The organism is Flavobacterium noncentrifugens (assembly GCF_900100375.1).
Lineage (GTDB): Bacteria > Bacteroidota > Bacteroidia > Flavobacteriales > Flavobacteriaceae > Flavobacterium > Flavobacterium noncentrifugens.
In genome coordinates this window covers 787,368-800,017 of the sequence record NZ_FNEZ01000002.1, presented here as the reverse complement: position 1 = coordinate 800,017, position 12,650 = coordinate 787,368, and the positions used below count along the sequence as shown (strand labels likewise).

At 39.1% G+C, this 12,650-nt stretch carries 13 protein-coding genes; 9 read left to right on the top strand and 4 right to left on the bottom strand.

What is annotated here, in order from left to right:
- Positions 1 to 61 precede the first annotated feature (61 nt).
- From BLS32_RS08325 to BLS32_RS08285, 9 genes are all read left to right on the top strand, one after another.
- Positions 62 to 949: a 3-hydroxyacyl-CoA dehydrogenase family protein gene (locus BLS32_RS08325; protein WP_091393948.1), complete on the top strand. Its 888-nt coding sequence runs from the start codon at positions 62 to 64 to the stop codon at positions 947 to 949.
- Between the two features lie 57 nt (positions 950 to 1,006).
- Positions 1,007 to 2,224, top strand: a complete 1,218-nt coding sequence (locus BLS32_RS08320) for a DUF1015 domain-containing protein (RefSeq protein WP_091393945.1) — start codon at positions 1,007 to 1,009, stop codon at positions 2,222 to 2,224.
- A gap of 37 nt (positions 2,225 to 2,261) precedes the next feature.
- A complete protein-coding gene (locus BLS32_RS08315; RefSeq protein WP_091393943.1) occupies positions 2,262 to 2,930 on the top strand; it encodes a YggS family pyridoxal phosphate-dependent enzyme in 669 nt (222 codons plus the stop codon).
- A gap of 6 nt (positions 2,931 to 2,936) precedes the next feature.
- Positions 2,937 to 4,298 (top strand): exonuclease domain-containing protein, encoded by a 1,362-nt coding sequence (locus BLS32_RS08310; RefSeq protein ID WP_091393940.1) that lies wholly within the window; start codon positions 2,937 to 2,939, stop codon positions 4,296 to 4,298.
- 38 nt (positions 4,299 to 4,336) lie between these two features.
- Positions 4,337 to 5,167, top strand: a complete 831-nt coding sequence (locus tag BLS32_RS08305) for an ion transporter (RefSeq protein ID WP_245699367.1) — start codon at positions 4,337 to 4,339, stop codon at positions 5,165 to 5,167.
- A gap of 5 nt (positions 5,168 to 5,172) precedes the next feature.
- On the top strand, positions 5,173 to 6,084 hold the full coding sequence (gene miaA / locus BLS32_RS08300; protein ID WP_091393938.1) for a tRNA (adenosine(37)-N6)-dimethylallyltransferase MiaA: 912 nt from the start codon (positions 5,173 to 5,175) through the stop codon (positions 6,082 to 6,084).
- Positions 6,085 to 6,132: 48 nt separating this feature from the next.
- Positions 6,133 to 6,804, top strand: coding sequence for a peptidase associated/transthyretin-like domain-containing protein (locus BLS32_RS08295; protein WP_091393936.1), 672 nt, complete (start codon positions 6,133 to 6,135; stop codon positions 6,802 to 6,804).
- On the top strand, positions 6,804 to 7,463 hold the full coding sequence (locus BLS32_RS08290; protein ID WP_091393934.1) for a hypothetical protein: 660 nt from the start codon (positions 6,804 to 6,806) through the stop codon (positions 7,461 to 7,463). Before BLS32_RS08295 ends, BLS32_RS08290 begins: the two co-directional genes overlap by 1 nt.
- A gap of 113 nt (positions 7,464 to 7,576) precedes the next feature.
- Positions 7,577 to 8,320, top strand: a complete 744-nt coding sequence (locus BLS32_RS08285; RefSeq protein ID WP_091393931.1) for an acyl-[acyl-carrier-protein] thioesterase — start codon at positions 7,577 to 7,579, stop codon at positions 8,318 to 8,320.
- A 348-nt stretch (positions 8,321 to 8,668) separates the two neighbouring features.
- Here BLS32_RS08285 and BLS32_RS08280 read toward each other — a convergent pair whose 3' ends face one another.
- From BLS32_RS08280 to BLS32_RS08265, 4 genes are all read right to left on the bottom strand, one after another.
- Positions 8,669 to 9,391, bottom strand: a complete 723-nt coding sequence (locus tag BLS32_RS08280) for a response regulator transcription factor (RefSeq protein ID WP_091393928.1) — start codon at positions 9,389 to 9,391, stop codon at positions 8,669 to 8,671.
- Positions 9,392 to 9,396: 5 nt separating this feature from the next.
- Complete coding sequence (locus BLS32_RS08275; RefSeq protein WP_091393925.1) at positions 9,397 to 10,974, bottom strand: sensor histidine kinase; 1,578 nt, start codon at positions 10,972 to 10,974, stop codon at positions 9,397 to 9,399.
- A gap of 65 nt (positions 10,975 to 11,039) precedes the next feature.
- Positions 11,040 to 11,630, bottom strand: coding sequence for a dephospho-CoA kinase (gene coaE, locus BLS32_RS08270; RefSeq protein WP_091393921.1), 591 nt, complete (start codon positions 11,628 to 11,630; stop codon positions 11,040 to 11,042).
- Positions 11,627 to 12,625 (bottom strand): glycosyltransferase family 2 protein, encoded by a 999-nt coding sequence (locus BLS32_RS08265; protein ID WP_091393919.1) that lies wholly within the window; start codon positions 12,623 to 12,625, stop codon positions 11,627 to 11,629. The genes coaE and BLS32_RS08265 overlap by 4 nt, the downstream gene beginning before the upstream one ends.
- Positions 12,626 to 12,650: the final 25 nt, after the last annotated feature.

The following is a 12,650-nucleotide window of genomic DNA, read 5'->3' as shown; positions in this document are numbered from 1 at the left end:
AATTTAGTTTTTGCGGCGCGGAATCTTTTAATCTTTCAATCGTTAAATCGTTCAATTAAATATGAAAAACATTGCCGTAATCGGAGCCGGAACTATGGGCAACGGAATCGCCCACACTTTCGCGCAAAGCGGATTTACCGTAAAATTAATCGATCTTTCTGAAAAGTCACTCGATAAAGGCATGGCGACCATTGCTGGAAATCTAGACCGGATGGTTGCAAAAGGAGCAATTTCTGAAGAAGACAAATTAAAAACCATCGGAAACATTATCACTTATACCGATATTAAAGACGGTGTTGTTGGCGTGGATTTGGTCATTGAAGCAGCAACAGAAAATGTCGATCTGAAGCTGAATATTTTCAGGCAGTTGAATGAGGCGTGTTCGCACGATACAATTTTAGCGACAAATACTTCTTCGATTTCGATTACACAAATCGGAGCTGTAGTTTCACATCCGGAGCGTGTTATCGGAATGCATTTTATGAACCCGGTGCCCATTATGAAACTCGTTGAGATCATCCGCGGTTACAATACAGCTGACGACGTCACGAAAACCATTATGGACTTGTCTGAAAAACTCGGAAAAGTACCGGTTGAAGTCAACGATTACCCTGGATTTGTAGCCAACAGGATTTTAATGCCGATGATCAACGAATCGATCGAAACCTTATACAATGGCGTGGCCGGTGTTTACGAAATCGACACGGTCATGAAACTTGGAATGGCGCATCCGATGGGACCATTGCAATTGGCAGATTTCATCGGGCTTGATGTTTGCCTTGCCATTTTAAACGTGATGTCTGACGGTTTTAAAAACCCTAAATATGCACCTTGCCCATTATTGGTAAACATGGTTCGCGCAGGAAAACTGGGTGTGAAAACCGGAGAAGGATTTTATGATTATTCGGAAAGCAAAAAAGCGGAAAAAGTTTCAAAACAATTTAAATAAATGGATAATTGACCATGCTTTTTACGCGCAGTTCATTATCAATTATCAATTAAAAAAGTGGCTCAAATCATCCCTTTCAAAGCAGTGCTTCCTTCACGGGATAAAGTCAGTCTGGTAACTTCGCGGTCTTATGACGAGTATTCGGCAGCAGAACTGGCGGCGCAGCTTGATTTTAACCCGTTTTCATTTTTGCATGTGCTGAATCCGGCTTATGTGAACCAGCAGAAAATCGGACTTGAAAAACGGTTTAAGCTTGTGGCGCAGAAATACAAAGATTTTAAAAACGAGGAGGTTTTGGCAAATGAGGAAAATCCTGTGTTGTTTTTGTATGAGATCCAGAGCAAAAACCAGGTTTTCAACGGAATTATCGGGGCGACTTCAATTGCAGATTATCAGAACAATGTGATTAAAAAACATGAGGATACGCTGCAATACCGGGTAGAAATTTTCAAGGATTATTTGCATCAGACCCGATTTAATACAGAACCGGTTTTGATTACATATCCTGATGATGCCGATTTGGAATCCTGGATCCAGAAGAAAAAAGGAACCGATTCGTTATATGAATTTTCAACGAAGAAGAAAGAAAAGCACACGCTCTGGAAGATTTCCGATGCAGATGAGATTCATTGGCTGCAGCAAAAATTTGAAAAAATCGGGGATGTTTATATTGCTGATGGCCACCACCGCTCAGCTTCTGCCGAATTATTATACGAACAGGACAAAACTTCGGGCAACAAAAACCTTGATTATTTCATGAGTTTTTTAATCGCTGAAAGTAACGTCAAAATATATGAATACAACCGCATCATCCGCGACTTGAACGGGCATTCGAAAGAAGGTTTTATCCAAGAATTGTCGAAGCTGTTCTGGATCAAAAACAAAGAGCAGGAATTGTGGAAGCCTTTGAAGAAATTCCAGTTCGGAATGTACCTGGACGGTGAATTTTACAGTTTGGAACTGAAGGATACGAATGATTTTAAAACGGTTCTTGACAGTTTGGATGCACAGATCTTATATGAAAAAGTGCTGCTGCCAATTTTAGGGATTTCCGATTTGAGAAACGACGAACGGATTGATTATATTCCAGGAAACCAATCGATTACGACGATTAAAGAAGTGATTGACGAAGGCGAATTTGAAATCGGGTTTATGTTGTTTCCGACAGAAATTTCGGAAATTAAAGCATTGGCAGACAATGATTTGATCATGCCTCCGAAAAGTACTTATATTGAACCAAAATTCAGAAGCGGATTGGTCGTTTATGAAATATAATTGAACCATTTAATTATTTAAAGATTAAAAATTCGAGATGTCGATAGAAAAAAATTTGCTGGAAATTAAATCGGAGTTGCCCGAAAACGTGACGCTTGTTGCGGTTTCTAAAACCAAGCCGGTTTCTGAACTGATGGAAGCTTATAACGCCGGTCAGCGCATTTTCGGGGAAAACAAAATCCAGGAAATGGCCGATAAATTTGAGCAAATGCCGAAAGACATCGAATGGCACATGATTGGGCATGTCCAGACGAATAAAGTAAAATTCATGGCGCCGTTTGTGAGTTTGGTTCATGGTGTGGACAGTTTGAAATTGCTTGAAGAAATCGACAAACAAGCCCAGAAAAACAATCGGATCATTGATTGCCTGCTTCAAATCCATATTGCCGAGGAAGAGACAAAATTTGGTTTGGACGAAATAGAATTGTTCGAAATTTTACAATCCGAAACATTCAAAAGCCTAAAAAACATACAAGTCAAAGGCTTAATGGGCATGGCGACTTTCACCGAAAACGAACAGCAGATCAAAAAAGAGTTCACGATTTTAAAGCAGCTTTTCGACAAAGTGAATGCATTATCCATTATCAATTATCCACTATCCATTATCTCCATGGGCATGTCTGGCGATTACAAAATTGCTATTGACTGCGGAAGTACGATGGTTCGGATTGGAAGCAGTATCTTTGGCAACAGAAATTACAATTAACGCATTTTGTACGCAATACTCGACATAGAAACCACCGGCGGGCAATTCAACGAAGAAGGAATTACCGAAATCGCGATTTATAAATTCGACGGGCACGAAGTGGTCGATCAGTTTATCAGTCTGGTAAATCCTGAAATTCCGATCCAGCCGTTTGTGATCAAGCTTACAGGCATTAACAATGCGATGTTGCGGTCGGCACCAAAATTTTACGAAGTTGCCAAAAGGATTATTGAAATCACCAAAGATTGTATAATTGTGGCGCACAACGCTTCATTTGATTACCGGATCTTACGCACGGAATTCCGACGTTTGGGTTATGATTTTGAGGCGCAGACCTTGTGTACCGTAGAATTGACAAAAGTGCTGATTCCGGAACAGCCTTCTTACAGCTTGGGAAAACTCGTACGCGCACTTGGCATTCCAATGGCCGATAGGCACCGCGCTTCGGGTGATGCGATGGCAACAGTGAAATTGTTCAAGATGTTGTTGGATAAAGACCTTGAAAAAACCATCGTCAAACAACTGATTCAGACAGAAATCATAAAAGGATTGGCGCCTAAATTACTTGATATCGTAGAACATCTGCCATCAAAAACCGGGATTTATTACATCCACCGCGAAGACGGAAAGATCATTTACATTGGCAAAAGCCGGAACATCAAAAAACGCGTCAACCAGCATTTTACGGGTACTTCTCATAAATGCAAGAAAATCCAGCTCGAAGTTTTTACGGTGACTTATGAAATTACGGGCAGCGAATTGATCGCATTTTTAAAAGAAAGCGAAGAAGTCAAGATCAACAAGCCGGTTTACAATAAAGCGCAGAGCAAAACGGTTTTGCCATGGTCGCTGTATTGTGAAAAAGACGCCAATGGTTACCTGAATTTAATGTTGGCTAAAACCGATGGACGGAAAAAGGAAATTACGTCTTATGCATCATTAGCAGAAGCGAAAAATGCGCTTTTCAGAATTACATCCGATTTTAAATTGTGCCAAAAATTAACAGGATTGTATCAAGCTGAAGCCGAATGTTTCCAGTATAAAATTAAAGAATGCGACGGCGCCTGCATTGGAAAAACTGAAGCAGCCGAATACAATTTACGTGTTCAGGAATTTATCGACAAGCACACTTTCGAAAATAAAAGCCTGATGATCATTGACCGTGGAAGAACAATCAATGAAAGAAGTGCGGTGCTGATTGAAAACGGCATTTATCAGGGTTATACTTTTTACGATTTAAACCATCAGATCAATACGATGCCGGTGCTTAAAAACATCATTATTCCAATGCCGCACAACCGCGATACGAAATCGATCCTGCAAACGGCACTCCGAAAAAATAAGGGAATTAAGGTGATTTCCTTTTAGGAATTGCCTATTTTTGGAAGACTACAAAACCAAAAGCCTTGCAAGTCAAAACGCCTGTAACGATCCGCCGTAAATTTCATGAAGTCATTTATGAAGCCGATACTTTTGCGGGAAAACTGTTTGATATTGTCTTATTATTCCTGATTATCATCAGCATTGCTGCGGTCATGTTTGAAAGCGTTGCTTCGATCAAAGCCAAATACGGATTTGAATTGATGGTTATTGAATGGATCATAACCATCTTTTTTACATTTGAATACATTGGCCGGATTTTGTCTGTAGGCAAACCTTTAAAATACATTTTCAGCTTTTACGGAATTATTGATTTGCTGGCGACTTTGCCTGCTTATATCGATTTGATCTTTCCCGGATTGCATTTTTTGCTTTCACTCCGCGCCTTGCGTTTGCTGCGGGTTTTCAGGATTTTGAAGCTCGGCCATTTTGTTGGCGCCGGAAACTCACTGATCGAAGCTTTGAAAAAAAGCAAGGATAAAATAGCGGTTTTCCTATTTGCGGTTGTGGTGATGTGTATCATTCTGGGAACGATTATGTATATGGTTGAAGGCCCGGAAAGCGGGTTTACAAGCATTCCGGTGAGCGTATATTGGACGATTGTTACCCTGACAACTGTTGGTTTTGGCGATATTACTCCGCAAACGCCGCTCGGACAATTTATATCTGTAATCATTATGATTCTGGGTTACGGAATTATCGCTGTTCCGACAGGATTGGTCACCGCGCAATTCATGTCTAAAAAAGAAGAAGAGCAAAGTGACAATAATACACAATCCTGCCCGAATTGCGCGGCAGAACACCATAGAAATGACGCCGTATATTGCTACCATTGCGGATCTTTGCTCAACGAATAATATTGATGGAAAACCAAAAAAAGAAATTTTTAATTGTCATCATCGGGCCAACAGCGATCGGAAAAACAGTGCTGAGCATTAAGATTGCACAGCATTTTAATTGTGAGATCATTTCATGTGATTCGAGGCAATTTTTTAAGGAAATGACCATCGGAACTGCTGTTCCATCGGAAGAAGAACTTGCTGCTGCGCCGCATCATTTCATTCACAACAAATCGATTTTTGAGAATTATACTGTGGGTGATTTTGAAAAAGAAGCAATTTTAAAACTCGATTTTTTATTTGAAACCAATGATTATGCGGTATTGGTTGGCGGTTCTGGTTTGTATGTTGATGCGGTTTTAAAAGGCTTTGATGATTTTCCTGAAATTGATCATGTTGTCCGGAATCTCGTTGCTAAGAATTACGAACAACAGGGTATTTCGTATTTGCAGGACGAATTGGGAAAACGAGATCCCGATTATTTTTCGGTCGTAGCCAAAGAGAATCCACAGCGTTTAATGCGCGCGCTTGAAGTGTGCATCGGAACCGGGAAACCGTATTCTTCATTCCTAAACCAGAAAAAAAGCCATCGGAATTTTACTCCGATCCTCATCGGGCTTGAAGCCGAAAGGCAAATCATTTATGACCGGATCAACCTTCGCGTCGACATGATGATGAACACCGGATTGTTGGCCGAAGCCGAAAAATTATATCCACACAGAAACTTAAATGCTTTGCAAACTGTTGGCTATCGTGAATTATTCGAATATTTCGACGGCAATTTTACATTGGATTTTGCTATTGAAGAAATCAAAAAGAATACGCGCCGTTTTGCAAAAAGGCAACTGACGTGGTTTAAACGAACCGAAAATGCAAAATGGTTTGATTATCTTTCGCCGGTTGGGGAAATTTTGAGTTGCATCAAAAATAAATAAAAAGCCACGCAACTTTTATCGAAATACTTGTCTATCAATAAAAATCTTATGAAAAAAATCCTGTTGTTTTTTATTTTGCTGGCCGCCGTTTCGTGTGAAACGATTGAATACGATGGCCAAACCAGGTTGGTTATAGAAGGAAAAGTAGTTGATAAAAACCAGAATCCGATACCGGAAACCACTGTCAGAATTGTGGCTTACAATAGTGCAATTTATGAGAAGACAGAAGATTTAATTTCATTTGGAACTACGGATGCATCGGGAAATTTTCAGCTCATTATTCCGGCGCCCAAAGAAAACGGGCAATTTCTGAGTGTGCAAATCAATACACCGGAAAATCAGAACCAGCAGAAATTTTACAATTCGATACTCCGAAAAAACTTTACCGATTATAAACTCAGGCTCGATCCTGTTGTGTTGTATCCGTATGGGGAACTGACGCGTCTTACTGTACTGACAAACCAGTTAAATAGCAGCAAGGCCATTTCTGATATCCGGATAACTGCCGGAATCCAGTCGGAAGATTATTTCGAATTCAATCCTTCCCCAGAAGATTTTATTTCCAATGAATTTTATTTCAGGGTATTGAAAAACCAGATGATCAGCGTCAATTATAAAGTAACGGATTACAGCAGCGGCAATGCCCCAGTCGTCAATGAATATGTCGATTCCTTTATGGTAAACAGCGACGATATTGTAAACCACACTATCAATTACTAATGAGAGCACTTACTTTTATCATCGTGTTACTGGGTTTTCAAATGGTTTTAAGCCAGGAAATGAAAAAAGAAAAAGCATTTTTTCTAGAGCCTCTTTTTAGGGTTTACGGAATTGTTCCGATTTCTTTTGGAGACAATTATCTGGCGAAGGCCAATGATGCCAAAATTTCTGCAGGAGTCAGCATGAGCATGTTTGAATACCACGATTTTAGGTTAACCGCAGGATTTGACCACATTTATTATGATGTGAACGATGTGAAACTTGCAGGAACTGTCGATCATTCCAGGTCGAATGCGGTGTACGGAATTGTTTCGTATGAGATTCCGGTCGTAAAATCACTGACTTTGCAGCCTTATCTGGGTGGCGGCTGGTCTGAGATCAATTTTATGCGTCAGGACAATATTCCGCTGAACAGCAACAACAGCAGCGTCGATCATCAGCAGGGCGGGCATTTCAGGATTGGCTTTTATACCGATTACAGAATTGACAAGATCTTTTCGTTTTTTGCCGGTGTCAATTATGTGAAATCAAAATATGCGATCGATACGGCTCCGGAATTTGTATCTTTTTTTGATCATGCGCAAACGGTTCAGGTTAATTTTGGGATTAAAGTTGGTTATTCGAAAAAAGAAAAATATAAAGAAAAAATGGACAATTAGCTTCGCTCCGTTCGGCTGCGCCTCGGGTGTGAATGGACAATTGATAATGAACAATTAATAATTTGCGGAGCTTTGTAAATTAAGATGCTTAGCCACCCGGTAACTTAAAAAAAATGCCTGTTTCTCCAGATTTTACTTCAGTGTATTCCCATGAATGGGAAATTAATTTTACGCAGTGCGCGCCGAATGGTTTTTTGAAATATGTCGATTTGTGCAATTTGCTGCAACTCACAGCTGCTGAACATTCTATTTTGGGTGGGTTGAGCTTTAATGACATGCAGGCATTCGATCAGGCGTGGGTTTTAAGCAGGATTCGGATTGAAGTGGATCGTTTACCCAAATGGCAGGACAAAGTCGTTGTAAAAACGTGGATTGAGAGTTTGCAGGGTTCGAGTTCGATACGGAATATTGAAATGTACCTTGACGGAAAGAAGATTGCCGGAGCGACGAGCTTTTGGGTGGTTTTTAATACGAAGATTCGAAAGGCCGAAGCTCTGGCATTACCACATGAACATTATGAGAAATTTCCGGATGTGCATTCGACTGAAATTCCGTTTTCTAGAATTAATGTCCTGAAAGAAACTTATGAAATCGGGCAGCGAAAAGTCGTATTATCCGATCTGGATATTGTGAATCATGTGAACAACACGAAATACCTGGAATGGTGCCTGGATGCTTTAGATGTGAAATTGGTGTTGCAGAAAGAGATCAAAACTTTTGAGATGAATTTTCTTCGGGAACTCAATCTCGATGATGAAGTGCAGTTGAATGTGGATTTGGTGGAAAGACCTGAATATTTCTCGGTGACGAAAAACGGGAAGGTAATTTTCGCGCTTGTTTTGGAACGAAATTCTTAACAGTAAATATCATAAATTACATTCATTGGTAATGACATTCGATATCGGTTCCCTATGAAAAAATCGAATTTTAAACCATTAAGGCATTAAGTTTCATTAAGCCTTAATTATCTTAATTCCTTAATGGTTAATTTTAGTAGAAAATAACCGGGAACTAAAATGCCTAACCCCGATTGCAGCGGAAAGCATTTTGAAATAAAAAAATTACATTTCCTGAAATAAAAAAGCGACCGCAAGGAAGCTCTTTTTGTTTTATTGGAAATGTTTTTTTATAAGAAATCCTGAAGCGAAAAGCGGGAACATGTTTCTAATAAAAAAGCCCCGATTTCTCAGGGCTTGCATTTTCATTTATTCGGTAGCGGCAGGTTTGTTTTTTACAACCAGCCTGAAACCTTCTCCGTGGATGTTGAGGATTTCTACTTCTTCGTCCAATTTCAAATATTTTCTGAGTTTGGCGATATACACGTCCATACTTCTTGAGGTAAAATAATTATCGTCTCTCCAGATTTTTGTGAGCGCCAATTCTCTTGGCATCAGGTCGTTTTCGTAAACGGCAAGCATTTTAAGCAATTCGTTTTCTTTTGGCGACAATTTGATTGGTTCGTCGTTTTTGAACGTTAAGAATCGCAATTTTGAATTGAGGTGGAAATTTCCGATCTGGAACTCAAATTTCACATGGTCATTTTTCACGTCTGCGGCTTTTCTCTGAATGATCGCTTTGATTTTCATCAGCAATACTTCAGAATCGAACGGTTTGTTCAGGTAATCGTCTGCGCCAACTTTGTAACCTTTGAGTACATCTTCTTTCATCGATTTTGCCGTGAGGAAGATGATGGGCACATCCTTGTTTTTTTCCCTGATCTCTTTTGCCAGCGTGTAACCGTCTTTGTACGGCATCATTACGTCGAGGATGCAAAGGTCGAAAGTGTCTTTTTTGAACTTTTCAAAACCTTCCATTCCGTTTTTGGCTAGGGTTACGTCAAAATCATTTAGGGTTAAATAATCTTTTAGTATCGCTCCGAAGTTCTGATCGTCCTCTACTAAAAGGATTTTTTTATTTTCTGTTTCCATAATTATTAATTAATGAGTGGTATTTTAATTATAAATGTACTTCCTTTTCCTTTTTCGCTTTCAACGAATATCTGGCCATTGTGGTCATCTATAATCCGTTTTACATAAGCTAAACCAAGTCCGTGTCCTTTGACGTTGTGCAAATCACCGGTGTGTTCGCGGTAGAATTTTTCAAAAATCCGCTTTAATGCCACCTTGCTCATTCCGGCGCCCTGGTCTTTAATTTTAATGATGACGAAATCTTTTACATTTTCAGTATAGATATCGATTTTTGGTTCGTTTGGCGAATATTTGATTGCGTTGTCCAATACATTTACGATTACATTTGTAAAATGGACGTCGTTTAATAAAACGGTGGTCCGGTTTGCACTGAAATGCGTGGTAATGGTTCCCTGACGGTCTTCAATAATTAAATTGACATGCTCAATGGCTTCTTCGATAATTTCCTGTACGTTGTTGGATTCTTTGCTGATCTCGAGCTCCTTCTTCTCTAATTTAGAAATCCTGAGTACATTTTCTACCTGTGCGTGCATGCGTTTGTTTTCATCGCGGATCATTTGCAGGTAACGCGTTACTTTTTCCCTGTCGTCGATGATCTTCGGATTTTTGATTGCGTCTAAAGCCAGGTTGATCGTGGCGATTGGCGTTTTGAACTCGTGCGTCATATTGTTGATGAAATCGGTTTTGATCTCTGAAATATGGCGCTGGCGGATCAATTGGTTCAATGCGCTGGAATAGGCAATGATAATGATCAGTGTAAATACAATTGACAGAATCGTAATTCCTACAAGTTCTGAAAAAAGAAATTTTTCTTTATGCGGAAAACCTACGAGCAACTGGTATTTATTATTTCCTTCATTGTCGGTGAAAATCGGGATCGTATACGTATCGTTTTTTGAATAACGAAACTTATCAGATTGGATCTTCGTAGCCAGGCCGTTGCTGTAAATTCCGAATTCAAATGGCGTTTTTACACCGTATTGATTGAGTTCAGCGGCAAGCAACTTTTGCAATCTTTCTTTTGAAACCCTTTCCTGCAACGGCTTTGCAGAAGCAATGTCTTTAAAGAAAATTTCAAATTGTGCATTGTCGAGAATGTCGAGCTTTCCTGTTTTCTGGATTTTGATGTCCGGGGTTACTTTTTTGAGGCTCGTATTGTCGATGCCGTTGTTATAAACTTCGGTTACCCTTTTTGAAGAAAAATTTTTTAATTTTAAACTGTCAATTTTTTTATCAAAGAACGATGATGAAATGTTGTAATCTTCGGAAATAATATTGTTTGAATAAATGATGGTTTCATTCGTACGGGAATTTCTCTGATAATATCCAAACTCTAAAAAATCGCTTTTCTGGGGTTCTTTTCCGATACTGTCTTTGAGTTTTTTGTACTTATCTATGAAGCTATATGCTTCTTCTTTTTGCAATTTATCGGCGACATTTCCAATCACCTGCTTTACATGAAAGCGAAATTGCTCCTCATTATTCTTAAAAGATGTGTTGAACCAATATACCTGAACCAGAATAATCCCTATCAATGACAGGCTCATAAGCAAAACAAGCAATCGGAAAAACAATTTATTCATCTTAACAAAGTTAGGATTTTAACATTTGTGGTATTAATACATTAACCAAAGATTAACATTTAATCCTAATTTTGTTGAATTGTTAGTTTTTTTAATAAATCTATTGCTTGATTTTTAGTTTTAGTAAGGTCCGTATTGTCAATTGTATAGTCGCTTTTAGAGATGCGTCTTTCGTCCGTCCATTGATTATTGATCCTGTTAAGAATATTTTCTCTGGTCGTTTTATCCCGCTTTAATACGCGTTCAATCCTGAGTTCTAACGGAGCGGTTACCGTGATGATGACATCGCAATCAAGGTAACTTCCACTTTCGAATAAGATAGCCGTTTCTTTAATCACAAATCGGGCATTTGAGTGATTTTTTAGCCAGTTGTCAAAGTGTTGTTTCACAAGTGGATGAATGATCGCATTGAGCTGTTTGAGTTTTTCAGGATCATTGAATACAACGGCAGCTAATTTTTCGCGGACTAATGAATTTTCATTGAATGCTTCGCTTCCGATTTTGTTTCGAATCTGAGCAAGCGTTTCGGGAAGTTCTGTTAATTTCCGGGCTTCGTCATCGGCGATGTAAACCGGGATTCCAAATTCTGAAAAATAGCTGGCAACTGTCGTTTTGCCGCTTCCGATTCCGCCTGTCAAACCGATGATCTTTGTCATTTCTTAAAAAATAATTCAGGGAATGCCTGTTGTGGATTTTTTTTCAGAACCTGAATCAGAATAAATGATTTTAAAAATCCGGTGCCATAACCATAGAATTGTTTCCAAACGGCAATAACCGATAAATATCCAATTTTGAAATTTTTGTTCTGATAGGAAGATACGAAAAATACCGCGAAAAAATAAACGGCAAAGGAAAAAATACCGATTATTTGTCCAAATGCCAACAATACGATCGCTGCAAAAAACATCAGAATAAAACCTGTTGGAACAAAATAGGTCAGCTTGCTGAATTTTGGATACCAACTGTTTAATATCGGACGCGCTTTGCCAAATTTGTTGACCTGTATCGAAAACTTATTCCAGTCGATCCTTCTTTTATGATACACGTAAGCTTTATGAAAAAGAGCAGTTTCAAAACCGAGATTCCACAAACGCATCGATAAATCTGGATCTTCTCCAGGATGGATATTTCCAAAACCTCCGGAAGCGTCAAATGCTTTTTTTGAAATGCCCATGTTGAAACTTCGTGGCTGGAACTTGTCTATTTTTTCAGATCCGCCCCGAATGCCGCCTGTCGTAATGAAAGAAGTCATTGCAAAATTGATTGCTTTCTGGACATCTGAAAAAGAATCAAGCGCCTGATCCGGACCGCCAAAGCAATCTACAAATCTTGACCGTAAAGCCTGGTCAACTTCATTAAGGTATTTTTTTGGAATGATGCAATCTGAATCAAAAATTAAGAAATAATCGCCTTTGGCTTTTTTCATCCCGAAATTCCGCGAATCACCAGGGCCTGAATTTTCTTTATAATAATAGGAAATCTTGAGATTGCTGTTGTGCTTTTCTATAATATGATCACAACGCTCAAATGAACCATCTTCAACAATAACCACTTCAAAGCCATCCGAAAACTCTAATTCAGAAAGGCTTTCCAGAAGTTCATCTACTTCATTTGGACGGTTGTAAACCGGGATTATTAAAGAATAACGCATGCGGGAATTTTGAACAAATATACCT

Excerpts from the sequence above, each read along its gene's own strand:
- BLS32_RS08325 (WP_091393948.1), top strand. The coding sequence starts at position 62 with ATGAAAAACATTGCCGTAATCGGAGCCGGAACTATGGGCAACGGAATC.
- BLS32_RS08315 (WP_091393943.1), top strand. The coding sequence starts at position 2,262 with ATGTCGATAGAAAAAAATTTGCTGGAAATTAAATCGGAGTTGCCCGAA.
- miaA (WP_091393938.1), top strand. The coding sequence starts at position 5,173 with ATGGAAAACCAAAAAAAGAAATTTTTAATTGTCATCATCGGGCCAACA.
- BLS32_RS08295 (WP_091393936.1), top strand. The coding sequence starts at position 6,133 with ATGAAAAAAATCCTGTTGTTTTTTATTTTGCTGGCCGCCGTTTCGTGT.
- BLS32_RS08290 (WP_091393934.1), top strand. The coding sequence starts at position 6,804 with ATGAGAGCACTTACTTTTATCATCGTGTTACTGGGTTTTCAAATGGTT.
- BLS32_RS08285 (WP_091393931.1), top strand. The coding sequence starts at position 7,577 with ATGCCTGTTTCTCCAGATTTTACTTCAGTGTATTCCCATGAATGGGAA.
- BLS32_RS08280 (WP_091393928.1), bottom strand. The coding sequence starts at position 9,391 with ATGGAAACAGAAAATAAAAAAATCCTTTTAGTAGAGGACGATCAGAAC.
- BLS32_RS08275 (WP_091393925.1), bottom strand. The coding sequence starts at position 10,974 with ATGAATAAATTGTTTTTCCGATTGCTTGTTTTGCTTATGAGCCTGTCA.
- coaE (WP_091393921.1), bottom strand. The coding sequence starts at position 11,630 with ATGACAAAGATCATCGGTTTGACAGGCGGAATCGGAAGCGGCAAAACG.
- BLS32_RS08265 (WP_091393919.1), bottom strand. The coding sequence starts at position 12,625 with ATGCGTTATTCTTTAATAATCCCGGTTTACAACCGTCCAAATGAAGTA.